Annotated in this window: 28 protein-coding genes and 1 tRNA gene; 12 read left to right on the forward strand and 17 right to left on the reverse strand. The window is 67.6% G+C overall.

Annotation, left to right across the window (positions count from 1 at the left end):
• Positions 1-9: 9 nt before the first annotated feature.
• From rpoS to surE, 4 genes are read right to left on the reverse strand one after another with little or no spacing between them, the layout of a single operon-like run.
• Entirely contained in the window at positions 10-1,026 is a 1,017-nt protein-coding gene (gene rpoS, locus ABIS05_RS07055) for an RNA polymerase sigma factor RpoS (protein WP_348011351.1), read from the reverse strand.
• Positions 1,027-1,071: 45 nt separating this feature from the next.
• Positions 1,072-1,956 carry a peptidoglycan DD-metalloendopeptidase family protein gene (locus ABIS05_RS07060; protein ID WP_348011352.1) on the reverse strand — a complete coding sequence of 295 codons (885 nt, stop codon included), beginning with the start codon at positions 1,954-1,956 and terminating at the stop codon, positions 1,072-1,074.
• Between the two features lie 58 nt (positions 1,957-2,014).
• A complete protein-coding gene (locus ABIS05_RS07065) occupies positions 2,015-2,830 on the reverse strand; it encodes a protein-L-isoaspartate(D-aspartate) O-methyltransferase (RefSeq protein WP_348011353.1) in 816 nt (271 codons plus the stop codon).
• Entirely contained in the window at positions 2,830-3,573 is a 744-nt protein-coding gene (surE, locus tag ABIS05_RS07070) for a 5'/3'-nucleotidase SurE (RefSeq protein ID WP_348011354.1), read from the reverse strand. Before surE ends, ABIS05_RS07065 begins: the two co-directional genes overlap by 1 nt.
• Positions 3,574-3,666: 93 nt before the next feature.
• On the opposite strand from surE, the gene ABIS05_RS07075 reads away from it, so the two are divergent.
• From ABIS05_RS07075 to ABIS05_RS07100, 6 genes are all read left to right on the forward strand, one after another.
• Complete coding sequence (locus ABIS05_RS07075) at positions 3,667-4,644, forward strand: NADPH:quinone oxidoreductase family protein (protein ID WP_348011355.1); 978 nt, start codon at positions 3,667-3,669, stop codon at positions 4,642-4,644.
• Between the two features lie 103 nt (positions 4,645-4,747).
• Entirely contained in the window at positions 4,748-5,494 is a 747-nt protein-coding gene (locus ABIS05_RS07080) for a response regulator transcription factor (protein WP_348011356.1), read from the forward strand.
• 103 nt (positions 5,495-5,597) lie between these two features.
• Positions 5,598-5,933: a hypothetical protein gene (locus ABIS05_RS07085; RefSeq protein ID WP_348011357.1), complete on the forward strand. Its 336-nt coding sequence runs from the start codon at positions 5,598-5,600 to the stop codon at positions 5,931-5,933.
• Positions 5,934-6,009: 76 nt separating this feature from the next.
• Positions 6,010-7,383, forward strand: a complete 1,374-nt coding sequence (locus ABIS05_RS07090) for a TolC family protein (protein WP_348011358.1) — start codon at positions 6,010-6,012, stop codon at positions 7,381-7,383.
• A gap of 16 nt (positions 7,384-7,399) precedes the next feature.
• Positions 7,400-8,773: a copper oxidase gene (locus ABIS05_RS07095; protein ID WP_348011359.1), complete on the forward strand. Its 1,374-nt coding sequence runs from the start codon at positions 7,400-7,402 to the stop codon at positions 8,771-8,773.
• Between the two features lie 4 nt (positions 8,774-8,777).
• Positions 8,778-9,215: a hypothetical protein gene (locus tag ABIS05_RS07100; RefSeq protein WP_348011360.1), complete on the forward strand. Its 438-nt coding sequence runs from the start codon at positions 8,778-8,780 to the stop codon at positions 9,213-9,215.
• Positions 9,216-9,472: 257 nt separating this feature from the next.
• On the opposite strand, the gene ABIS05_RS07105 is transcribed toward ABIS05_RS07100, so the two are convergent.
• The 10 genes from ABIS05_RS07105 to ABIS05_RS07150 all read right to left on the reverse strand — a co-directional run bounded on the left by ABIS05_RS07105 (position 9,473) and on the right by ABIS05_RS07150 (position 16,589).
• Positions 9,473-10,036 (reverse strand): hypothetical protein, encoded by a 564-nt coding sequence (locus tag ABIS05_RS07105; protein WP_348011361.1) that lies wholly within the window; start codon positions 10,034-10,036, stop codon positions 9,473-9,475.
• Positions 10,026-10,757, reverse strand: coding sequence for a Rha family transcriptional regulator (locus tag ABIS05_RS07110; RefSeq protein ID WP_348011362.1), 732 nt, complete (start codon positions 10,755-10,757; stop codon positions 10,026-10,028). Before ABIS05_RS07110 ends, ABIS05_RS07105 begins: the two co-directional genes overlap by 11 nt.
• The gene (locus ABIS05_RS07115) at positions 10,754-11,056 is read right to left on the reverse strand and encodes a helix-turn-helix domain-containing protein (RefSeq protein ID WP_348011363.1); all 303 of its coding nucleotides are present in this window, start codon (positions 11,054-11,056) and stop codon (positions 10,754-10,756) included. Before ABIS05_RS07115 ends, ABIS05_RS07110 begins: the two co-directional genes overlap by 4 nt.
• Positions 11,053-11,301, reverse strand: coding sequence for a hypothetical protein (locus ABIS05_RS07120; protein WP_348011364.1), 249 nt, complete (start codon positions 11,299-11,301; stop codon positions 11,053-11,055). Before ABIS05_RS07120 ends, ABIS05_RS07115 begins: the two co-directional genes overlap by 4 nt.
• 75 nt (positions 11,302-11,376) lie before the next feature.
• Positions 11,377-12,084 carry a hypothetical protein gene (locus ABIS05_RS07125; RefSeq protein WP_348011365.1) on the reverse strand — a complete coding sequence of 236 codons (708 nt, stop codon included), beginning with the start codon at positions 12,082-12,084 and terminating at the stop codon, positions 11,377-11,379.
• 99 nt (positions 12,085-12,183) lie between these two features.
• Positions 12,184-13,431, reverse strand: a complete 1,248-nt coding sequence (locus ABIS05_RS07130; RefSeq protein ID WP_348011366.1) for a phage integrase central domain-containing protein — start codon at positions 13,429-13,431, stop codon at positions 12,184-12,186.
• Positions 13,432-13,665: 234 nt separating this feature from the next.
• Positions 13,666-13,753: transfer RNA gene (locus ABIS05_RS07135), tRNA-Ser, on the reverse strand.
• Positions 13,754-13,801: 48 nt separating this feature from the next.
• Positions 13,802-15,097, reverse strand: coding sequence for a serine--tRNA ligase (gene serS, locus ABIS05_RS07140; protein ID WP_348011367.1), 1,296 nt, complete (start codon positions 15,095-15,097; stop codon positions 13,802-13,804).
• Between the two features lie 71 nt (positions 15,098-15,168).
• Positions 15,169-16,146: a 4-hydroxy-3-methylbut-2-enyl diphosphate reductase gene (gene ispH, locus ABIS05_RS07145; RefSeq protein WP_348011368.1), complete on the reverse strand. Its 978-nt coding sequence runs from the start codon at positions 16,144-16,146 to the stop codon at positions 15,169-15,171.
• Positions 16,146-16,589, reverse strand: coding sequence for an FKBP-type peptidyl-prolyl cis-trans isomerase (locus tag ABIS05_RS07150; protein WP_348011369.1), 444 nt, complete (start codon positions 16,587-16,589; stop codon positions 16,146-16,148). Before ABIS05_RS07150 ends, ispH begins: the two co-directional genes overlap by 1 nt.
• Before the next feature lie 41 nt (positions 16,590-16,630).
• Here ABIS05_RS07150 and radC point away from each other — a divergent pair, with 41 nt between their 5' ends.
• The 3 genes from radC to ABIS05_RS07165 all read left to right on the forward strand — a co-directional run bounded on the left by radC (position 16,631) and on the right by ABIS05_RS07165 (position 18,749).
• Positions 16,631-17,305, forward strand: coding sequence for a DNA repair protein RadC (gene radC, locus ABIS05_RS07155; RefSeq protein ID WP_348011370.1), 675 nt, complete (start codon positions 16,631-16,633; stop codon positions 17,303-17,305).
• Complete coding sequence (locus ABIS05_RS07160) at positions 17,302-17,946, forward strand: Smr/MutS family protein (RefSeq protein ID WP_348011371.1); 645 nt, start codon at positions 17,302-17,304, stop codon at positions 17,944-17,946. Before radC ends, ABIS05_RS07160 begins: the two co-directional genes overlap by 4 nt.
• Before the next feature lie 155 nt (positions 17,947-18,101).
• Complete coding sequence (locus ABIS05_RS07165) at positions 18,102-18,749, forward strand: hypothetical protein (protein ID WP_348011372.1); 648 nt, start codon at positions 18,102-18,104, stop codon at positions 18,747-18,749.
• A 48-nt stretch (positions 18,750-18,797) separates the two neighbouring features.
• Here ABIS05_RS07165 and ABIS05_RS07170 read toward each other — a convergent pair whose 3' ends face one another.
• Genes ABIS05_RS07170 through ABIS05_RS07180 form a run of 3 tightly spaced genes read right to left on the reverse strand, consistent with a single transcriptional unit; the run spans position 18,798 to position 20,728 of the window.
• Complete coding sequence (locus ABIS05_RS07170; RefSeq protein ID WP_348011373.1) at positions 18,798-19,184, reverse strand: group II truncated hemoglobin; 387 nt, start codon at positions 19,182-19,184, stop codon at positions 18,798-18,800.
• Positions 19,177-19,974: a MinD/ParA family protein gene (locus ABIS05_RS07175; RefSeq protein ID WP_348011374.1), complete on the reverse strand. Its 798-nt coding sequence runs from the start codon at positions 19,972-19,974 to the stop codon at positions 19,177-19,179. Before ABIS05_RS07175 ends, ABIS05_RS07170 begins: the two co-directional genes overlap by 8 nt.
• A 58-nt stretch (positions 19,975-20,032) precedes the next feature.
• The gene (locus ABIS05_RS07180; RefSeq protein WP_348011375.1) at positions 20,033-20,728 is read right to left on the reverse strand and encodes a GGDEF domain-containing protein; all 696 of its coding nucleotides are present in this window, start codon (positions 20,726-20,728) and stop codon (positions 20,033-20,035) included.
• A gap of 251 nt (positions 20,729-20,979) precedes the next feature.
• On the opposite strand from ABIS05_RS07180, the gene ABIS05_RS07185 reads away from it, so the two are divergent.
• From ABIS05_RS07185 to ABIS05_RS07195, 3 genes are all read left to right on the forward strand, one after another.
• A complete protein-coding gene (locus ABIS05_RS07185) occupies positions 20,980-21,831 on the forward strand; it encodes a CheR family methyltransferase (RefSeq protein ID WP_348011376.1) in 852 nt (283 codons plus the stop codon).
• 27 nt (positions 21,832-21,858) lie between these two features.
• Positions 21,859-22,524 carry a chemoreceptor glutamine deamidase CheD gene (gene cheD, locus ABIS05_RS07190; protein ID WP_348011377.1) on the forward strand — a complete coding sequence of 222 codons (666 nt, stop codon included), beginning with the start codon at positions 21,859-21,861 and terminating at the stop codon, positions 22,522-22,524.
• Between the two features lie 11 nt (positions 22,525-22,535).
• The coding region (locus ABIS05_RS07195; protein WP_348011378.1) for a response regulator at positions 22,536-23,114 on the forward strand (579 nt) is incomplete at its 3' end.

Genomic DNA, 23,114 nt, shown 5'->3' on the forward strand with positions numbered 1-23,114 from the left:
CCACCGACTTCAGAAGATCGAATCCCGATCCACGCCGTGACGCATCATGTTGCGCTTGAGCTTGGCCAGCGCCTCGATCTGGATCTGGCGGATGCGCTCGCGCGTCAGCTTCAGGCGGATGGCCAGCACGTCCAGCGTCTCGGGCTCGCGGTCCGACAGGCCGTAGCGCCCGGCCAGCACCTCGCGCTCGCGGTCATTCAGGCTCGCGAGGCCGTGCTGCAGCAGCAACTCCACCTCGTGTGACAGGCGCAGGCCCAGCGGGTCGATGGCATGGTCGTCGGCGACGAGATCGAGCATGGACTCGCCGCCCTCGCCGTTGCGGTCCACCGGTGAATCCAGTGAGCTGGGCAGTTCGGCGTAGGCGAGCAATTCGGCCACTTCGTCGACCGGCCGACCCAGCGCCTGGGCCACGTCCTCGGCGCGCACGCGGCGCTCGGCACCGTTGGCGCTTTGCAGCGCTTCGAGCGCGCGTCGTGCTTTCAGCACCTGGTTCAGTTCGCGCACGATGTGCACCGGCAGCCGCACGAGGCGGGCCTGGTGCATCAGCGCGCGCTCGATGCTCTGGCGGATCCACCAGCTCGAATAGGTCGAGAAGCGAAAACCGCGCTCTGGCTCGAACTTGCTGATCGCGTGCATCAGGCCAAGGTTGCCCTCCTCGATGAGGTCGCTCATCGGCAGGCCGCGGCCGAGGTAGTTCTTGGCGATGCTGACAACCAAGCGCAGGTTGTGCTCGATCATGGCTTGGCGGGCATCGAAGTCCCCCGCACGGGCAGCCACAGCCGTGTCGAACTCCTGTTGCGGCGTCAGCAGCGGGGTGCGGCGGATGTCGCGCAGATAGGCCTGCAGCGCGTTGCCCACCTCCACCTCGTGACCATTGCCAATGGCGATATTGCGCAGCGCCTGGCTGTCTTCATCGGGGGCGTCGGCGGCGGGCTCGATGTCGGTACCGCCGTTCATGCTCAGCATGACGCCGGGCTCGCGGGCCGCGCCGTCATGGCCGTTGGACTTGGGCACAGCGTGTTTCATGACGTGTTCGCTGGCCCGCAGTGTTTGGTTCGCTAACTGATTGTCTCAGCGCGCAGGCAGGATCCTGGACGGGTCGACGGGCTTGCCGAGTTTGCGCACTTCAAAGTGCAGCTTGACGGTGTCGCTCTCGGTGGAACCCATCTCGGCAATCCTCTGGCCTTTGCGTACGACTTGGTCCTGCTCGACCAGCATCGCCCGGTTGTGGGCATACGCCGTCAGGTAGGTGTTGTTGTGCTTGATGATGACCAAGTTGCCGTAGCCGCGCAAGCCCGAACCTGCGTAAACGACGCGGCCATCTGCGACAGCCAGCACCGCATCGCCCGGCTTGCCGGCGAAGTCCAGCCCCTTGTTGCGCTGATCGTCAAAACCGGCGCTGACCGGCTGCGACACCGGCCAGCCCCAAGCCAGGTTGTCGTCGTCGGAACCGGTTGACTCCTTGGGTGGCTCTTTGGCTACAGGAGCGACGGCAGACGCGGCGCTGGCCGAGGCGACTGGCGGCTTGGCATCCAGCGGGCGGGCCTCGACCTTGCCAGCGCCCGCGATGGGCTTGGCCGTCACCGCAGCGGCATCGACGCCAGGCGGCACGACGCGCAGCACCTGGCCGACTTCGATGCGGTTGGGGTTCTCCAGGCTGTTCCACTTGGCCACGTCGCGCCAACTCTGGCCGTTGTCCAGCGCGACGCGGATCAGCGCGTCACCCGGCTTGACGGTGTAGTAGCCCGGCTTGCCGGCGTTCTCGGCGCCTGGCAACAGCTTGACCTCTGGAACCAACGGCGCGGAAGCCGCCGGTTCCGGCACTGGCGCTGCGATTTTGGCGGGTGTCGGGTTGCGGTCTTCCACCGGCGCCTGGTTCAGCGAAACGCTGCTGCAAGCACTGAGCAACAGCGAGGTGGGAACAAGAATAAGGAGGTAGCGCAGGCGTGAGGGCATCGTGTGGCTGAAGCTTGGAGGCCGCCGGGATTGTGTGGCGCGGTGCGCCAGCGGCCCGTCAGACGACGCCAGATTTTAGGGGGACGAAGAGCACGGCCTCGTGCTCGCTTCGCACCCACCGGCTGACACCGCCTTCAACGACGTGATCCAGCACCACCAGCACCTGCCCGCGCCCGCGCGCCGCCGTGGGTGCGACGAGGCGGCCGCCCGGTGCCAACTGCTCCGTCCAGGCCTGCGGAATGTCCTCGCCACCGGCGGCCGCGATGATGCTGTCGAACGGCCCGCTGGCGGAATGGCCGATGCGCCCATCGCCCCAGATGAGGCGCGGAGAGCGGGGCAGCACGACGCGCTGAAGGTTCAACTTGGCCTTGTCATGCAGGGCCTGCAGCCGCTCGATGGACGTGAGCTGGCGCGCCAGCATGGCGATAACGGCAGCCTGGTAGCCGCAGCCGGTGCCAATCTCCAGCACTCGGCCGAGCGAGCCGCGCTGGCGGGCGCCGGCGCTGGCCAGCAGCAGGCCGAGCATGTGGGCGACGACCGAGGGCTTGGAGATGGTCTGGCCGTGACCAATGGGCAGGGCCGTGTCTTCATAGGCCTGGGCGGCCAGCGCGCTGTCGACGAACTCGTGGCGCGGCACCGCTGCCATGGCGGCCAGCACCTGCTCGTCGAACTTTCCCTCGGCACGCAGGCGCCCCACCATGCGCTGGCGCACCGCGCTGCTGTCCATTCCCGCGCCCGCACTTTTGCCGTTTGGCCGCGCCAGACGAGCCGCGTCGACCGTGGCCTGGTGCAGATGGCGCTGCGGCATCAGCAGCTCGCGCTGCGGTGCCGTGGCCGATTTCAAGCTGGCCGGAAAGCGCTTGGGCCCTGTCATCAAAGGCCCAGCCGTTGCGCCCACGTGCCGAGGGTGGCGTGCTCGGTGAGGTCGACCTGCAATGGCGTAATCGACACCTGGCCGTTGCTGGTGGCGTGGAAGTCCGTGCCCTCGCCGGCGTCGCGGGCGTCTCCGGCCGGGCCGATCCAGTAGATCGTTTCGCCGCGCGGGTTGATCTGCTCGATGACGGACTCGCTGGAGTGGCGCCGGCCCAGCCGCGTGATGCGGCGCGGCAGCGTGTCGGCATTCGGCCGGTTCGGGATGTTGACGTTGAGCAGGAAGGCCTGGCCCAGGCCGCCCTGCAGCACCTGCTCGATGACGCTGCGTGCGACGCGCGCGGCCGCGTCGAGATCGCCCCAGCCCTTCTCGACCTGCGAGAAGGCGATGGACGGGATGCCGAAAAGATAACCCTCCGTCGCAGCGGCGACGGTGCCGGAATACAGCGTGTCGTCGCCCATGTTGGCGCCGTTGTTGATGCCGGAGACGACTAGGTCAGGCCGGTAGCCCAGCAACCCGCTCAGCGCGAGGTGCACGCCGTCCGACGGCGTGCCGCTGACGTAACGGAACCCGTTGGCGGCACGGTACACATTGAGTGGGCGGTTCAGCGTCAGCGAGTTGGACGTGCCGCTGGCGTTTTGCTCGGGAGCGATGACGTCGATCTCGCCGAGGCCCTCGCAGGCTTTGACCAGGGCGGCAAGGCCGGGAGCGAGGTAGCCGTCGTCGTTGGAAATCAGGATGCGCATGGCGGCCAATTGTAGGGAAGGCGTCACCTCGGAGACCGGGTGTAAGCCCTTCGAATTCCTATCATGGCCGCCTCAAATTCAAAGGAGATGGCGATGAAGGCATGGGTCTGCGAAAACCCGGTGGGCGTCGAGTCCCTGCAGTTGCGGGAACTGCCTCCGCCGGCCCTTGGCCCCGGCCAGATCCGCGTGCAGATCAAGGCCGCCAGCCTGAACTTTCCCGACCTGCTCATCGTGCAGAACAAGTACCAGATGAAGCCGCCCCTGCCCTTCGTGCCGGGCACGGAGTTCTCAGGCATCGTCAGCGAGGTGGGCGAAGGGGTGAGAGGCTTTGCCATCGGCCAGCGCGTCGCGGCCTTCGGCGGGCTGGGCGGCTTCGCCACCGAGGTCTGCATCTCCGCCGCGCTGGCCATGCCGCTGCCGGACGCCTTCACTTTCGAGGACGCCGCCGCCTTCATCTGCACCTATGCCACCAGCCACCACGCGCTCATCGACCGCGCCGCGCTGCAGGCCGGCGAGACGGTGCTCATCCTCGGCGCGGCCGGTGGCGTCGGCACGGCGGCCATCCAGATCGCCAAAGCGGCCGGCGCGCGCGTCATCGCTGCTGCGAGCAGCGACGCGAAGTGCCAAGCCTGCAAGGCCCTGGGCGCCGACGCGACCATCAACTACACGACGCAGAACCTGCGTGACGAGTTGAAGACTTTGACCGAAGGCAAGGGCCCGAACGTCGTCTACGACCCCGTCGGCGGCGACCTGGCCGAGGCGGCCTTCCGCTCCATCGCCTGGCGCGGCCGCTACCTCGTCATCGGCTTCGCGCAGGGCGCCATTCCCTCGCTGCCGCTGAACCTCGCGCTGCTCAAGGGCGCGTCCCTCGTCGGCGTGTTCTGGGGCGAGTTCGCCAAGCGCGAACCGGGCCGCAACGCCAAGATGCTCGGCGAGCTGGCCGCGTGGTACGCCGCCGGCAAGATCAAGCCCGTGCTGGACCGCGTGCTGCCGCTGGAACAGCTGCCCGTCGCCTTCGCGCGCATGGCCGCTCGGGGGGTCGTGGGCAAGGTAGTTCTTACCAATGTGTGAAGCCTGAAAGGGGGGCGTCGCCCCCCGCAGTCTCGCCCCTTGCGGCCAAGAGGCGTGCGCTACATTCGTCGGTCGATTCGACAGCCACCGTGCTTCTCCCGCCATGACCGTCAAAGTCCTCATCATCGAAGACAACCCCGTCGCCCGCAGCTTCCTGTGCCGCGTGGTGCGAGAGAGCTTCAGCGATGCGATGGAGATCACCGAGGTAGGCGATCTCGAGAACGCACGCCGCCAGGTGGCCAAGCTCACCAGCAGCGCACCGGAGAGCGGCTTCAAGCTCATCCTCGTCGACCTCGAACTGCCCGACGGCAACGGCATGGAGTTCCTCACCGAACTCACCGGCTCCCCGTCGCTGAAGATCGTCACGACGCTCTACTCCGATGATGACCACCTCTTCCCCGCGCTGCAATGCGGCGCTGATGGCTATCTGCTGAAAGAAGACCGCTTCGAAGTGCTGGTGGAAGAGCTGCAGCGCATCGTGCGCGGCCAGCCACCGCTGTCACCGGCCATTGCGCGCCGCCTGCTGTCGCACTTCCGCCCGGCGCCGACCGGCGACAGCGGCACCATGCCGCTGAACTCGGGCTTCGGCTCGCTGTCGTCGTCGCACGCGCCCTTCAGCAACAGCCGCAACGTCGCGCTGGACCCACCGCCCGAGTGGGAGCGCCTGACGCCCCGCGAAAGCGAAGTGCTGACCTACCTGAGCAAGGGCTTCACGATCAAGGAGATCGCGAACCTGATGGGCATCAAGTGGTTCACGGTCAACGACCACATCAAGAGCATCTACAAGAAGCTCAACGTCTCCAGCCGCGCGGAAGCGGCGGTGCTGGCGTCGAAGCAGGGTCTGGTCTAGGCAAGCGCTGCATCATCCGATTCAAGGCCTCGGCAAGTCCGGGGCCTTGTTGTTTCTGGCGTGGCCGACCAGTCGTCGCTGCAGCAAAGCTAAAGTGCAGCCCATGCGTCGCCCCGGCCGCTTCCTCGTCCTCTGTCTGCTGCTCGTGCTGCTGCCTCTGCGCAGCCTGCTCGCGGCCGGTCAGTTGAGTTGCGAGCCGCCGCCAGTGACGCAGGAGCAGCATGCCGGCCATGAACACAGCGCCGGCCATGGCGATGCGCACGACCACGCCGCCAAGCCCTGCAAGCTCTGCGCGCCCTGCTGCCTGGCGGCCGCGCCGCCACCGGTGCTGGTGCTGAGCGCCGTCACCACGGCGCCCGCCGAGCGTGTGGCGCTCGCGCCTGCCAAGCCCTGGGCGAGCGTCGTGCCGCCCCTGCCCGACCCGCCTCCCCGGGCCTGAGCCTCTCGTCTCCCGCTGCCCGCCGCCTTCACTGCCGGCGGGCTTGGTTCTCGCCCTGCCCCGAGAGGCTTGTTGTATGCCCCCTTTCTCCACCAATGTGGCGCTGCCGCTGCTGCTCGCGCTGACCCTCACGGGTTGCGCCAGCGTCGACCCCGGCGCGCCGCTGGCCGACGTCAACCGGCTGACCGAGCCGCACACCCACCAGCCGCTGGCTGACCAGACCCTGCCGCCCGAGGCGCTGGCCGAGCGGCTGCGCGAGCCCTTGTCCGCCGACGCCGCAGTGCAACTCGCGCTGCAGAACACTCGCGCGCTGCAGGCCCGGCTCGCCCGCCTGGGCGTGACGGCCGCCGAAGTGGCCGATGCCGGCCACCTGCCCAACCCGGGCTTTCGCTTCAGCCGCCTCACGCGCGGCAGCGAGGTGGAGCTGGAGCGCGGCTGGCATGTCGACCTCGCCCGGCTGCTGACGCTGCCCCTCGTGCGCGCCGCCGAGCAGCGCCGCCTGCAGGCCGAGCAGCAGCAGGCCGCCGCCGACGTGCTGACCCTGGCCGCTGACACCCGCCGCGCCTGGGTGCGCGCCGTGTCTGCCGAGGAGACGCTGCGTTATCGCCAGCAGGTGATGGAGGCCGCCGAGGCCGGCGCCGAGCTGGCCGCGCGCATGCAGGCCGCCGGCAATTTCAATGCGCTGACGCGTGCGCGCGAACAAGCCTTCGAGGCCGAAGCGCGACTGGCGCTCGGGCGTGCCGAACAGCAGCGCATGGCTGCGCGCGAACGCCTCGTGCGCCTGCTTGGCCTGGAGGACGGCACGCCGCTGCGCCTGCACGAATGCCTGCCCGAGCTGCCCGCCGCGCCGCGCGAACCGGCGGACCTCGAAGCACTGGCCTTGTCGCAGCGCCTGGACGTGCAGGCCGCCCGCCTGACGCTGGAGCAGGCCGCGCGCCAGACCGACCTCGCGCGCACGACGCGGTTCGTCTCCATGCTGGAGCTGGGCACGGTGCGCAACTCGTCCAACGAGCAGCCGACGCAACGCGGCTGGGAGGTCGCGCTGGAGCTGCCGCTGTTCGGCCCCGGCCCGCTGCCCCGCGCCGAAGCGCTGGCCCGCCAGGCCGCGCACGAGGCGGCGGACACGGCCATTCGCGCCCGCTCCGAAGTGCGCGAGGCCCACGGCCTGTACCGCAGCGCTTTCGACATCGCGCGCCTGCACCGCGACGAGCTGATGCCGCTGGCCAGGCGCGTCGCCGACGAGCAACTGCTGCGCTACAACAGCATGCTGATCGGCGTCTTCGAACTGCTGGCCGACGCGCGCGCGCAGGTCGCCGCTGTCAGCGCCGCGCAGGAGGCGCTGCGCGACTTCTGGCTCGCGCAGGCCGACCTGGACCAGGCCCTCGTCGGCAGCGTCACACCCATGCTTCCTCAGGGCCCCACTGCCCCGCCTAACGCCGCTGCCCACTGAACCCGGAGTACCGATCATGTTCAACCGACGTTCACTCCTCGGCGCGACCACACTCGCCGCCGTCTCCAAAGTGGCCATGGCCGCCCTGCCCGAGCCCGTCATCCAGACCTCGCCCGACACGCAGGCCCCGCTCGTGCCGCCCACCGGCCGGCCCTACAACCCGGTCGTCACGCTGAACGGCTGGACGGCGCCCTGGCGCATGAACGCAGGCGTCAAGGAGTTCCACCTCGTCGCCGAGCCCGTCGTGCGCGAGATGGCGCCCGGCTTCACTGCCAGGCTGTGGGGCTACAACGGCCAGAGCCCGGGGCCGACCATCGAGGTCGTCGAGGGCGACCGCGTGCGCCTCTACGTCACCAACCGCCTGCCCGAGGCCACCAGCATGCATTGGCACGGCCAGCGCCTGCCCAACGGCATGGACGGCGTGACCGGCCTCACGCAGCCGCCCATCCCGCCCGGCAAGACCTGGGTCTACGAGTTCATCGCCCGCCGCCCCGGCACCTTCATGTACCACCCGCATGCCGACGAGATGGTGCAGATGGCCATGGGCATGATGGGCCTGTGGATCACGCACCCCAAGGCCAAGCACCCGCACATCGCCGAGGTCGACCGCGACTACGCCTTCCTGCTCAACGCCTACGACATCGAGCCCGGCAGCGCCACGCCCAAGATCATGACGATGCTGGACTTCAACCTGTGGAGCTGGAACAGCCGCGTCTTCCCCGGCATCGCGCCGCTGGTGGCGCGCCAGGGCGACCGCGTGCGCATCCGCGTCGGCAACCTGACGATGACCAACCACCCCATCCACATCCACGGGCATGAGTTCGAGGTCACCGGCACCGACGGCGGCCCGGTGCCCAAGAGCGCGCGCTGGCCCGAGGTGACGACCGACATCGCCGTCGGCCAGATGCGCCAGCTGGAATTCATCGCCGACGAGGAAGGCGACTGGGCCTTCCACTGCCACAAGGCCCACCACACGATGAACGCGATGGGCCACAACGTGCCGACCATGCTGGGCGTGGATGCCAGCGACCTGGAAGCCAAGATCCGCAAGCTCGTGCCCGGCTACATGGCCATGGGCCAGAACGGCATGCACGAGATGACCGAGATGGCCATGCCGCTGCCCGAAAACACCGCGCCGATGATGGCCGGCGAGGGGCCGTTCGGCCCGGTCGCGATGGGTGGCATGTTCAGCATGCTCAAGGTCAGGCGCGGGCTGAAGCGCGGGGACTACAGCGACCCGGGTTGGTTCGAGCATCCGGCGGGCACGCTGGCCCGCGAGGTGGGCGACGCGCCACCAGCACCGAGCGCGCCGGCCGCGCCGGCCTCTGCCTCCCGCCCGACCGACGTCGAGGTGCAGGTGCGCAAACCCCATGGCCACGCGGGCCACTGACGCCATGAATCCCCGCAAGGCCGACCTTGCCGCGGCCAAGATCAAGCTCTCCGAACTTCAGGCCCATTCGATGAAAACGCTCGCCCTGCTCTGCCTAGCCGCCGTCACCGGCCCCGTTCTCGCGGCCGCCCAGGTGTTGGACATCGCCTGGACACCCGAGGGCCGCTTTGCCCACGCCACCACGCTTGCGGCCAAGGAGGTGCTGGAGGTCTGCGGCAAGCTGCCGCTGCGCAGCCACATTCAGTGGTCGTTCGAGGCGTCGGCCCCGCTCGCCTTCAACATCCATGTCCACCAAGGCAAGAAGGTCGTCTACGCCGCCCGCCTGGAACAAGCCGACCGCGCGCAGGGCCGCCAGCGCTTCGACGCCGAACCGGCGCATTGCTGGATGTGGACAAACGCGGGCGCGGCGGGGGTGAAGGTTGAGGTGGAGCTGCGGCGCTGAGGGCGGGAATCTCGTTCGCCTTTCCACCGCGAGCGCCTTTCTCTCGCTTGCAAAGATCGGATTGAGCCGGGACGCGGGCGCACGCAATTGCTCCGTTGCTCGGGCCAGAGGCCCGATCCTTCGCCAGGCACAAACAGTCCTCAGGACTGTTTGAGTCCGGGCTCAGTCCTCCGGCCCGCTGCGCGGCCCTCCTCCTTTACCTGCGCAATTGCGCGCACCCGCATCCCGGCCAGCCACCGACGGCTTGTCGCGGCGCGTCATGCTGCCTGCACTTGGGGTGCAAGCAGTTGGTTCAAGCGACGGCTTGTTCGCCGAGGACGGTGGCCAGGCGCTCCTGGGCCTGTCCCGCAGCGACAAGGTGTCGGCGCCAACAATCGTGGTCCGCTTCGGTGGCTGGCGCCGCGCCGCCGGTTCAGGCGTGGCCACAGATAGCTCCCGCGCACGAACGTCGCCGCCGCGCCGGAGTCATAGCCTGGGTGCGGGTCCAGCAGATACCAGGTCAGCGCGAACCAACTCGCCTTGCTGGGTCGGTGGCCCTGCACGGTCTGGTGAATCAGGCCGGCCGCCAGCAGGTTCTGAGTCGCCCGGTGGATGGTGTCGGCAGACTCCCAGCCCCACCCGGCCAGATAGGCCCGGCTCGCCAGCAAACGGTCGTTGTTGTCCCTGAGGGACTGGCGCGCGATCTCGACCAGCAGGGCCTTGTCCGTGGCGCTCAGAGAGGCATAGGCGCCGCTGTCCAGCACCGACCAGGGCAAGGCCACGAACGCGGCCGGCACGCGCCCCAGATCGCCTTTGCGCTGGCCGGCGCGGTCACGCCTCATTGCCGCCAAACCCGGCAAGTTGCAGCAGGTTCTGCAGCGAGTGCAGCGCCACCTTGGCCCGCGCAAACCCCTCGTGGTGGTCTCCCGCGCTGCGCATGGCCCGCGCCGCCAGGTTCTGCGCCAGGATCACCGCCGCCAGCTTGGGCAAGGGTGCGCTGCTGCGCTCGCCCGCGTCCAGGCCCGCCGTGCGGTTCACCAGCTTGTTGACGTTCAGGTGAACGAAGCGCTCATTGGGCGAGCCGGCCGCCAGCGCATGAATGTCGTCATGCAACTGGTGATAGCCGGGCAGGTACTCGCTGCGCCGCACCTCGGCCGCGTTGCGAGCCTCGCGGAAAGCCTGCACCAGCCGCAGCTTGAGCCCGCGCACCCGCTCGGTGTTGCGGCTGTAGGTGAGCAGCAGATAGCACTGGTCCTCATTCAACAGCGCGAACTTGCTCGCCTGGCCGGTGGCACTGTCGGGCGAAGCTGCGATTTCAAATCGCACCTTACCCAGCGCCGCGAAGTCGGCCCGGTTGTCGCTCACCAGCTTGAACACGCTGCGATGCTGCAGCGCCAGCGCCTCGGCCAGCAGCCGCGAGTCCATGCGGGCCTCGTCCTTGATGGTCGACAGTGGCAGCGCCGGCACGGCCTCGGCACAATCCGGGGTGTCGATAGAAGTCAGTTCACCGAAGCCCTGCGCCGCGCCAACGGCCGGGGCTTCTGTCTTGGTGACGGGCCTCATTGCGCGCCCCGCACCAGCGAATAGACCCCCACGCGATGCCGCTCGCCGCTTTCGGTCTGCACCGTGCTCCAGGTCGTCAGCACCCGGTGGCCCTGCTGGACCAAGTTCAGCTTGCGGGCGCGAGGGTCGTAGAGGTCGAGATAGCGCGACGCCTCAAAAGTGGTGACGTGCGCCAGGGTCTGCATGGCGTCCAGCAGCCGCGCCGCGCCGGTGGCCGACGTGTCACCGCGATGGCGATCGCGGATGGCGTGCAAGGCCGCGACGCGCTCGGGCGGGGTGGCGTGCAGCGGGGCGGTCATTGCGCATCCCCTTGGGCTGCAATGAACGCCCGCGCATCAGCGGACCGCACGCGAGTGCAGCGCTTGCCGATCTTGACCAGTGGCAGCTCACCGGTTGCCGCCTTTCGATACAGCGTCGCGACGGACATACCGGCTGCCAGCGCCAGCGTTTCCAGCCGCAGCAATGCGTCGGGCAGTTCAAGTACGTTGAGTGGCTGGACGCTGCGCGAGACTGCGCGGCGGGCTTCGGGTTGAATTGGCTGCATCGTGCGCCCTCGTGGTTGGATGAGCGCAATTTCCGCTGACATGGTGGTCGGAATCCCGACCTCCAATTCGCACAATTAGCCGATGCGTTTTGCACCAGACTGCTTCGCTCGAAAAGCCGCAAGGCACCTCTTCAAGTTGTCTGCAATCTCACGAACTCGGCTTCCAGCCGTGTGCTTGCCTTCTTCCGTCAGGGCCTGCTTGGCAAGGCGCTCCAGAACCCGCCGCTCCGTACGTTCTCCGGTTGCTTTCCCCGCCTCCACGGCACGAAGGATCGCGTCGTCGGTCATATTGATGCGGAGTGGGCGCCCGGGGCGCCGTACTGGCTTCTTTGTCGTCGGCCCGCTGTATTTGATGCCCAAGAGGGCCGCAACTAGGGCGTTCATGGAACTGGCGGGAACAACCTTCCGGCGCCCGCGTCGAACCTTCGCTGCCATTTGCGAGAGCTGAGCCGATTCCTGGGTGCACTGCCGCGCGAAGAGTACCAACGAATCTTGAAGGCAGAAAAGCTCGTTGCTAACCACCGCATCGATAGACCGCCCCTCCGCTGCATCTGGATCGCATTGAACTTGCGCCTCTGCTTTGAAACGCGCCCTCAAGAAGAGGCGGCCCACAGGTTCAGCGTCATCGTGCGGTTCAACGTCATACGGCCCTTGGCCATTAAGCCCAGCTTGTACACATTGCAGCGACCGGCCAAGCAACCACAGAAGCTCATCAGCCATCTGGCTGCGCTGTTCAGCGAGCCGCCAGAGAATCTCCCGCTCACTCCTAACCTTCGTTGTCATGCGCCCTCGCGCGCCCTGAGAGAGGGCCGCGCCAGCCCGTCAGGGAAACGGGGTGTCGGTGATCAGCCTAGGCGCGGTCTAACCGATTCTGACCGTGACTCACGCGGCCTTGAACTCGAACACTTTCGCCCCCGCCTTCAACTGGTCGAGATAGTCCGCCCACGTCTGCATCATTACGCGCCGCTGCGCCATGTACTCGGCGCGGTCGTAGGCTGACCCGAGCGGGCCGCTCTTGCCGTGCGCTAGCTGGGCCTCGATGACCTCGGGGTCGATGCCCGGGATGATCTCGGCCATCATCGTGCGCGCCATCGCCCGGAAGCCGTGGGCCACATGCTCATCGCCTGAGAAGTCCAGCCGGCGCAGCGCGGCGTTCATGGTGCCGTTGCTCATGGGGCGCTCGCCGGTGCGGGCAGACGGGAACACGTAGACGCCATGGCCGGTGAGCGGCTGCAGGGCGCGCAGCAGGGCCAGGGCTTGCGTGGACAGGGGCACCAGGTGCGGCCGGCCGTTGAGCTTGCCGTGGGCCGTGCGCGTCATCGAAGCGGCCGGGATGGTGAGCAGCGCCGCGTCCAGGTCCAGCCAGGCCCAATGCATGGCCTGCACGTTGCCAGGCCGCTGAAAGATCAGGGCTGCCAGCATCAGCGCGGCGCGGGTGGTGGGCTGGCCGGTGTAGGCATCGATGGCGCGCAGCAACTCGCCCGCCTTTGCCGGTTCCACGATGGCCGCGAAGTTCTCGGGCACATGGGGCTTGAGAGCGCCGCGCAGATCGGCGGCCGGGTTGCGCTCGCAGCGGCCGGTCTGCACGCCGTAGCGGAACACCTGGCCCGCCATCGACAGCAGATCCTGCGCCGTGCTCAGGATGCCCTTGGCCTCGGCGTTCTTCAGCACTGCCAGCAGCGCTGGGGCCTTGATGCCGTCCAGCGGCAGCGTGCCCAGGTGCGGGAACAGGTGGTTCTCGCTGGAGCGCAGCCACTTGTCCGCGTGGCTCGGGCTCCAGGTGTCGGCCTTGAGCGCATGGAACTCGCGGGCGACGGCCTCGAAGGTGGTGGCCGTGGCGGTGCCGCTGACGATCTTCTCGGCCAGGCGCTTCTGTACTGGGTTCACGCCGGCCTGCCGGGTCTTGCGGGCTTCGTCTCGCGCAGCGCGCGCTGACTTCAGGCTCACGTCCGGATAGCTGCCCAGCGCCATGCGGGATTCCTTACCGTCCGGGTAGAACTTCCAGAACCAGCGCTTCGAGCCGTTGGGCGCGATCTCCAGGTACAGGCCGGCGCCATCAGACAGCCGCTTGCGCTTCAGCTCGGGCGGGCAGGTGGTGTTTTTGCACGCGGCTTCAGTCAGGGTCGGCATGTCGTGTCCCGGTGTCCCGGTCCGTTGGGGAACAGTGGTGTCCCGGTTGCCCTGGCTGACCGGGGGCAGCGTGCCCCGGTTTGCCACGGTCGTGCCGAAACGTTCCCCGAAATGTGCCCCGGTTGCCGGTGCGCTGTAAGCGTGGTCCTGAGCCGTCCGGACAAAGAAAAAGCCCCTAAGTGGTTGATTCACTTAGGGGCCTGATCGGACATGATTCGTTGTGAATCACTGTCTTGGAGGAGAGGGGGGGATTCGAACCCCCGAGGCGTTACCGCCCGCCTGATTTCGAGTCAGGTACATTCAACCACTCTGCCACCTCTCCGGAATCTGGTGCGAGCTGAGCCCAAGATTATAGCCAGGCTTTTTCGCCTCAGCCGCGCAGGGTGTCGACGCCACCGACATAGGGGCGCAGCGCCTCCGGCACCGTGATGCTGCCGTCTGCGTTCTGATAATTTTCAAGAACTGCGACGAGCGTGCGACCCACCGCAAGACCTGACCCGTTCAGCGTGTGCACGAACTCATTCTTGCCTTGCGCGTTCTTGAAGCGCGCCTGCATGCGGCGGGCCTGGAAGGCGCCCATGTTCGAGCAGGAGCTGATCTCGCGGAAGGTGTTCTGCGCCGGCAGCCACACCTCGAGGTCGTAGGTCTTGGTCGAGCCGAAACCCATGTCGCCACTGCACAGCAGCACGGTGCGGTAAGGCAGGCCGAGCTTCTGCAGCACGGCCTCGGCGTGGCCGGTCATCTCTTCCAACGCGGCCATGCTGTTGTCGGGGTGCTCGATGCGCACCATCTCGACCTTGTCAAACTGATGCTGGCGAATCAAGCCGCGCGTGTCGCGGCCGGCCGAGCCGGCTTCCGAGCGGAAGCAGGGGCTGTGCGCCGTCAGCTTGATGGGCAGCTCTTCGGGCTTGAGCACGCTCTCGCGCACGGTGTTGGTCAACGAGATTTCCGAGGTGGAGATCAGGTACTGCTCGACCTGCTCTTCGTCGCCGCCGCGCAGCACCCAGAACATGTCTTCCTTGAACTTCGGCAGCTGGCCAGTGCCTTCGAGGATCTCGCGGTTGACGATGTACGGCGTGTAGCACTCGGTGTAGCCATGCTCGGCCGTCTGCACATCGAGCATGAACTGCGCAAGCGCCCGGTGCAGGCGGGCGGCGGGGCCTTTCATGAAAGCGAAGCGCGAACCCGAGAGGCGAGCGCCCATCTCGAAGTCCAGGCCCAGCGGGGCGCCGAGGTCGACGTGGTCCTTCACCTCGAAGTCGAAGGTGCGGGGTGCGCCCCAGCGGCGGACTTCGACGTTGCCGTGCTCGTCAGAGCCCGCAGGCACGCTGGCATCAGGCAGGTTGGGCACGCCCATGAGCATGGTGTTCAGCTCGAGCTGGATGGCGTCCAAGCGCTCAGCGCCGGCCTTCAGTTCGTCGGGGATGCTGCCGACCTCGGCCATCAGCGCCGAGGCGTCTTCGCCCTTGCCCTTGGCCATGCCGATCTGCTTGGACAGCGCGTTGCGGCGCGCCTGCAATTCCTCCGTGCGCATCTGCACCGAACGGCGTTCGCCTTCGAGTGCCTTGAAGCGCTCCACGTCGAGGTAGGGCTGGGGGCTCTTGCGCGCGTTCAGGCGCTCGACGACGGCGTCGAGGTCCTTGCGCAGCTGGGTGATGTCGAGCATGTCGGTCTTTCAGAAATCGAATACAAAAACGGCGCCGATGTCAGCGCCGCCGTGTGCTTGAGACACCGGCGTCAGGATCGCGACGCACTCACCTCGGCCATGGACTTGTCGCCCAGGCCCATGGGCAGCGGGAAACGCACGTGCTCTTCCACGCCGGGCAGGCTGCGCACCGTCGTGGCACCCAACGCGCGCAGGCGGTCGATGACGGCCTGCACCAGCACGTCGGGCGCCGACGCACCCGCCGTCAGCCCCACGCGGGCGCGGCCCTCCAGCCACTCGGGCTGCAGGTCTTCGGCCGCATCGGCCATGTAGCCCGGCGTGCCCAGCCGCTCGGCCAGCTCGCGCAGGCGGTTGCTGTTGGAGCTGGTGGGGCTGCCGACGACGATGACCACGTCGACCTGCGGCGCCAGCACCTTGACAGCGTCCTGGCGGTTCTGCGTGGCGTAGCAGATGTCCTGCTTCTTGGGCTCGCGGACCTGCGGGAAGACGCGTTTCACCTCGGCGAGGATCTCGGCAGCGTCGTCCACGCTCAGCGTGGTCTGCGTGACGACGGCGAGCTTGCTCGGGTTGTTCACCGACACCTTGGCCACGTCCTCGACATCCTCCACGAGGTAGATACCTTCGGACAGCTGGCCCATCGTGCCCTCGACCTCGGGGTGGCCCTTGTGGCCGATCATGATGAATTCATAGCCCTCGCGGTGCAGCTTGGCCACTTCGACGTGGACCTTGGTGACCAGCGGGCAGGTCGCGTCGAACACGTTGAAGCCACGAGCGGCGGCTTCGCGGCGCACCTCCTGGCTGACGCCGTGGGCGCTGAACACCAGCGTGGCGCCGGCCGGCACGTCGGCCAGGTCCTCGATGAAGATGGCGCCGCGCGACTTGAGGTCGTTGACGACGTAGGTGTTGTGGACGATCTCGTGGCGCACGTAGATGGGCGAGCCGAACTTGACAAGCGCCCGCTCGACGATCTCGATGGCGCGGTCCACACCGGCGCAAAAACCGCGCGGTTCGGCCAGCAGCACTTCCTGGGGATGCACGACAGCATTCATCACAGCACCCCGATCACTTGGACTTCGAAGCTGACCGGCTGGCCAGCAAGCGGATGGTTGAAGTCGAACAGCAGCGCTTCGTCGCCGAGTTCGCGCACGACGCCGGCATAGCCGCCCTGCCCGTCTGGGCCCGGGAACTGCACGACGTCACCGACGTTGTAGACCTCGTCCGGGTCGCCCAGCTGGCGCAGCAGCGTGAGCTTCACGCGCTGCAGCATCTCGGGGTTGCGCTCACCGAAGGCCTCGCCGGGTGCGAGCTGAAAGCGCTCGTGCGCACCCTCGGGCAGGCCGATCAGGCGCGCCTCGATGGCCGGCGACAGTTGGCCGGCGCCGAGCGACAGCGTGGCGGGCTTGTCGTCGAAGGTGTTGACGATGTCGGCGCCGTCCGGGCCCGAGAGCCGGTAATGCAGCGTGAGGAAGGAGCCGGCCTGGATGGGGTTCATTCGAGAGAGGTGGGGGAGCGCTTGGCTAGACTGCCGATTTTATGCCGCTGACTCACCTGCCCCCCGATGCCCGCCCGCGCGAGAAGCTGCTCGCACGCGGCCCCCAGGCGTTGGCGGACGCGGAGCTGCTGGCGCTGCTGCTGCGTACCGGCATCCAGGGTACGACCGTGCTGCAGCTCGCGCAGCAGATCCTGGACCGCTTTGGCGGCTGGGCGGGGCTGCTGGCGACCAGCGTGCAGGACCTCGGCAAGGTCAAGGGCATCGGGCCGGCCAAGCGCGCGGAGATTGCCGCCGTGCTGGAGATTGCCCGGCGCTCGCTGAGCCAGCAGCTGGTCGAAAAGCCGGCGATGAGCGATGTCGACACGGTCAAGACCTATCTGCGGCTGCAGCTCGGCGGGCTGGGGCAGGAGGTGTTTGCGGTGCTCTTTCTCGATGCTCAATTGAAGCTGATCGCGATGGAGACGCTGTTCCACGGCTCCCTGAGCCACACGACCGTGCACCCGCGCGAAGTCGTCAAGCGCGCGCTGGCACTGGGCGCCGGTGCGGCCATCCTGGCGCACAACCCCCCGAGCGGCGTGGCCGAGCCCTCGCGCGCCGACGAGATCCTGACCAAGCACCTCAGCCAGGCGCTGGCGCTGGTGGACGTGCGCGTGGTCGACCATTTCATCGTCGGTGCGGGCGAAGTCGTCTCTTTCGCTGAGCGGGGCCTGCTGTGAGCAAGCGGGTCCGCAGCTTCGCCGACCTCAAGCCGCTGGCGCGCGCGCTGGCGGCGGCGCGGCAGGTTGCCGAGATGGAACGCGAGCGCGTGGCGGCAGCGCTGCGCCTGGCCGAGCAGGAGCGGCGCGTCTTCGAGCTCACTGTGGGCCCGATCACGCCGCTGCGCCACGTCGAGCGTGTGCTGCATGACCTGGAGCCCCCGCCCCCCGAGCCGCGCCAGCGCGAGGCCGATGAGCGCGCCGTGATGCTGCAGGCACTGTCCGACGAGATCGACGTCGACACGCTGCTCGACACCGACGAAACGCTGAGCTTTCGCCGCGAGGGCATCTCCGTCGAAGTGGTGCGCAAGCTGCGCCGCGGCCATTGGGCCTTGCAGGGCCAGCTCGACCTGCACGGCCTGCGCCGCGACGGCGCACGCGAGGCGCTCAGCCATTTCGTCCACGAAAGCAACCGGCGCGGCCTGCGCTGTGTGCGCGTGGTGCACGGCAAGGGGCATGGCTCGCCGGGCCGCGAACCCGTGCTGAAGGGCCGCGTGCGCCGCTGGCTGGTGCAGAAGAACGAGGTGCTGGCCTTCGTGCAGGCGCGTGGCAGCGACGGCGGCGCCGGCGCCCTCATCGTGCTGCTGACTGGAACGGGCTGACGCAGCACTGACGGGGCGGCGTGCACTCTGTCGCACGTCGCGCGCGGCCGACGGGCAAAGTCACCATTGACCCGCCTTGCCGGAGCGCAGTAGCCTGGGGTCAAGCCGCCGCCAGCGCGGCCCATGGTTTCCCAACCGCTGCAGAGGAGAGCCCCATGAACCTGTCCCACGCCTATTCCGACCGTGCGCCCCAGCCCAAGAGCTACGTGGGCATCGGTCTGGTTGTCGCCCTTCACCTGGCCGGTATTTACGCGCTGAGCGCCGGGTTGATCAACACGTCGCCTCGCATCCGGGAAGTGACTCCGGTCAAGACCCTGCCACCCGATGTGCAAAAGCCGCCCCCACCCATCGAGCATGTGCGCGCAGCGCAGCCGACGCTGAATCCTCCGCAGCCCATCCCCGTGCCCGACCCCATCGAAGTAGTCATCGCGCAGGATCCGATCATCAGCACCGTGCCCATGCGCCCCGACGCCGGGCCGCTGGTCGCCACGGGGCCGACGACCACAACCACGGTGGCGCCGCAGCAGGGCACCAAGCCGCAGGTCCTGACCCCCGGCGCGGTCTGCTCCGTGATGCCCAAGCCTGAACTACCGGCACTGAACTGGAGCGGCGAAGCCGTGCTGCAGGTGCTCGCCACCGTGCGCGGTGGCCGGGTCGTGGGCAGCGACTTCCGCGTGACGCAAGGCGCGCTGGACAGCAAGACCAAGCGCTCGTTGCAGCGCTCCGTTGAATCTGCGCTGGCCGGCTACCAATGCCAGGGCGACGCGGTGTTCCAGCAGGACTTCGCGTTCCGCCTGGACTAGGGCCTGTTAACACTACGGCAGTAGGCCGCGCCGTAACGCCAACAGGCCCTAAACGTTACGCATCCAGTCGGCCGTGCCTGTGAAGGACTCGGCCAGCCGGGCCTGCAGGGCCGGGTCCACCCCGGTCTCCTGCATGGCCTGGCCCATGCAGGCCAGCCACTCGTCACGCTCGGCGATGCCGATGCGAAACGGCATGTGCCGCGCCTTCAGACGCGGGTGGCCGAAGCGGCTGATGTAGTGGTCGGGGCCACCCAGCCAGCCGCACAGGAACCAGAACAGCTTATCGCGCGAGCCGTCCAGCGCGTCGCCATGCGCGGCGCGCAGACGCGCGTAGGCCGGCTCCAGGTCCATCAGGTCGTAGAAGCGGTCGACGAGTTCGCGCACCCGCGCCTCGCCACCAATCCACTCGAAAGCGGTGGCAGGCGCTTCAGCCAAGCAACTTGCTCGCGAGCGCCCTGATGGCCTGGGCCGCGTCGCAGCCGGGATAGTGCTCCAGCATCAGCTGGCGCTTCAGTACCGCCTGCTTCACGGCTTGGTCGGACTTGACCTCGCCGAAGAGTTCGAGACGGAAGGTATGGCCCGGGGTCGGCCCGACGAAGCGCTGCAGCACCTGCTGCAACTGCCCGCAGATCAGCTTGCCCTCGCCCACGCGGTTCGCCTGGTTGACGACCAGGCCCACGTGGCGGCGGTCCTGCTGCGTGGCCAGCACCTTGATGGTGGCGTAGGCGTCGGTCAGCGACGTCGGCTCGGGCGTGGCGACGACGAGCACGTCGGCGGCCAGCGAAATCGCGAACAGCACCACGTCGGAGATGCCGGCGCCGGTATCGAGCAGCACCCAGTCGAAGCGCGGCTTGACCAGGTCGACGATGTGCAGGAGCTTGTCGCGAACCTCGGGTGTGAGGCGCGAGTACTCGACCATGCCCGAGCCGGCGAGCAGCACCGAGAAGCCGCCCGGCGCGGGCAGGATGGCCTGCTCCAGCGTGGCCTTCTCGGTGAAGACGTCGTGCAGCGTCAGCTTGGGGTGCAGGTTCAGCACCACGTCGAGGTTGGCGAGGCCCAGGTCGGCGTCCAGCACCAGCACCTTCTCGCCACGCGCGGCGAGCGCTGCGGCGAGGTTGGCGGTGATGAAGGTCTTGCCGACACCGCCCTTGCCGCTGGTGACGGCAAGTGTGCGGGCGCCTGCGCGAGCCGGGCGCGGTGCAGCAGGATCGTTGGTCGAAGTCATATGAAAACCTTCGTGCTTCGCACTGCGGTGCGAGCCCTTTCGGGCGGCCGTGCAGGTCTCATGGCAGGTCCTGTTGCGTATCGAGGTTCAGGGAGGCAAACAACATGCCCTTCTCTTCGGCGCTGACCAGGTAGTCGATCTGGGGCTCAAGACAGGCGCGGTTGCGGCCCTCGGCCTTGGCGCGATAAAGCTGGCGGTCGGCACGCTCCGTCCACAACAGCGGCGACGAACGCACCCACTGCGGAGCAAACGCGCCGCCCAGGCTCACGGTGACGTTGAGCATCTGACCGGGGCCGACCTCGATCCTCAGCTCGGACACACGCTCGCGCACACGTTCGGCGACGGCAAGGCCCACGTGCGAGGCGCAGTTGGGCAGCACGACGGCGAACTCCTCGCCACCCACACGGGCCACGAGATCCATCGGCCTGACGGTCTGTTCGACGGCATGCGCCACGGCGCGGATCACCTGGTCACCGGCGCCATGACCATGGTTGTCATTGACGGCCTTGAAGTGATCAATGTCGAGCATCAGCAGCAGCGCCGCTTCGCCCGAGCGCGCCACGCGGTCGACCTCGCGGGCCAGGGCCATCTCGAAGCTGCGGCGGTTGACGAGGCCGGTCAGCGCATCCCTGCTGGACAGGTCGCAGAGCGCGTCCAGCACGGCTTGCAGCCAGGCAGCGCTCAGCGGTGCTTCGTCCGGAAGCAAAGCCCCGGCCTGCTGCAGCAGTTGCAGGGCTTGGTCCAGATCGAGCACTTGAGCGTCGATCAGAGAAGGGGCGGGGAGGCGGTGTTCCAAAGGCTGGCGATGTGGCGAGCGGCAGAGGGATTGTGATTTCGAGTCAGTCTAGCAGCGGCACCCACTCGGCCAGGTCGTGAAACAGGCACGTTCCTGAAGCCTGATTGCACTATGCTGGATCGCACCAGACCCGTACAAACCGGGCCTGCGATGCAGAATCGGCACGCCAACGCCAGACCTGCTGCGAGCACCCACAAATCTAATTCGACATGCCCGCACCCGACCTCGCCCACGGCAACGACTCTTCTAGTCATGAGTTCAGCTTCAGCAAGGCCGATTTCGACCGGGTGCGAGAGCTGATCTACAAGCATGCCGGCATCAGCCTGCATGACGGCAAGCACGCAATGGTCTACAGCCGGCTCTCGCGCCGGCTGCGCGAGACCGGGCACAAGAGCTTCGGTAGTTATCTGCAGTGGCTGGAGGCGTCGAGCGGCCCTTCCGGCGCCACCGAGTGGCAGGAGTTCGTCAACTGCCTGACCACCAACCTGACCTCCTTCTTCCGCGAGGAGCATCACTTCCACGCGCTGAAGGACGACCTCAAGCCCTATGTCGGCAAGCAGGTGCGCATCTGGTGCTGCGCGGCATCCACCGGCGAAGAGCCCTATTCCATTCTGATGACCTGCAGCGAGGCCCTCGGCCCGGGCGCGTCGGTGCAACTGGTGTCGAGCGACATCGACACCAATGTGCTGGCCGCAGCCAAGCGCGGCGTCTACAACGCCGACTCGCGCGGCCTGGATGCCGCGCGGCTGAAGACCTACTTCATGCGCGGCACGGGCGCCAACTCCGGAAAGATCCGCGTCAAGCCCGAGTTGCAGCGCTGGGTGGAGTTCCGCTCGTTGAACCTGATGGACTCGCAGTGGCAGCTCGGCGACCCCTTTCACATGGTGTTCTGCCGCAACGTGATGATCTATTTCGACGCGCCGACGCAGCGCAAGGTGCTGGAGCGCATTCATCGCGTCATGCGCCCGGGCGGCCTGCTCTTCGTGGGGCATTCCGAAAACTTCACGGAATCACGCGACCTGTTCAAGCTGCGCGGCAAAACCATCTACGAACGGGTCTGAGATGCAACAACCCCCACGCTCACTGACATGAGTACCCCTCTTGCTTCAATGCCCACCATCGGCTTCGGCAACCCCGCCGCCGTGGCGAAGGTCAATCACCTGAAGGCCCAGCCGCGCAAGCAGGGTGAGGCGTCGTTCTTCTTCTACGACGCCCACTTCAAAAATGCGGCCGTCAAGATCCTGCCGGGCGAGTACTTCGTCGACACGGAAGACCTGCTCGTCATGACGACACTGGGCTCCTGCATCGCGGCCTGCCTGTGGGACCGCGTGGCCAAGGTCGGTGGCATGAACCACTTCATGCTGCCCGAAGGCAATGGCGATTCCGGGCGTTACGGCTCCTTCGCGATGGAACTGCTGATCAACGAGATGATGAAGCGCGGCGCGGTCAAATCGCGCATGGAGGCCAAGATCTTCGGCGGCGGCGCCGTCATCTCGGGCATGAACACGCTCAACGTCGGCGAGCGCAACACCAACTTCGTCATCGACTTCCTGAAACTGGAGCGCATTCCCATCGTGTCCAAGGACGTGATGGACGTGTACCCGCGCAAGGTCTGCTTCCTGCCCGCGAGCGGCAAGGCCATGGTGAAACGCCTGGCCGCTACAAACACCGACGCCCTGGTTCAGCAAGACCGTGCAGCGATCCAGAAAGTGCAGCCCGTCGCCGCGAGCGGCGGCTCCATCGACTTGTTCTGAGGAGGCCAATGATGGCCAAAACCAAGGTGGTGGTGGTCGACGATTCGGCGCTGGTGCGCTCGATCCTGACCGAGATCATCAACCGTCAGCCCGACATGGAATGCATCGGCGCGGCGGCCGACCCGCTGTTGGCGCGCGAGATGATCCGCACGCTCAACCCGGACGTCATCACGCTCGACGTCGAGATGCCGCGCATGGACGGGCTGGACTTCCTGTCGCGCCTGATGCGGCTGCGGCCCATGCCGGTCGTCATGGTGTCCACGCTGACCGAGCGCGGCGCCGAGGTCACGTTGAAGGCGCTGGAACTGGGCGCGGTGGACTTCGTCGCCAAGCCCAAGATCGGCGTGGCCGACGGCATCAAGCTGCTGGCCCAGGACATCACCGACAAGATCCGCATCGCTGCCAAGGCGCACATCCGCCGCGCGCCGCCGCCGCCCGCGCCGGGCGCTGCGCCCGCCGCGCCGGTCAAGGCCGTCACGATGGCCAGCCTGGGCCGAGCCTCGACCGAAAAGCTCATCTTCATCGGCGCCTCTACCGGTGGCACCGAGGCGACCAAGGACGTGCTCATCAACCTGCCGGCGGACAGCCCG

The organism is Roseateles sp., from assembly GCF_039929605.1.
Taxonomy (GTDB): domain Bacteria; phylum Pseudomonadota; class Gammaproteobacteria; order Burkholderiales; family Burkholderiaceae_C; genus Pelomonas.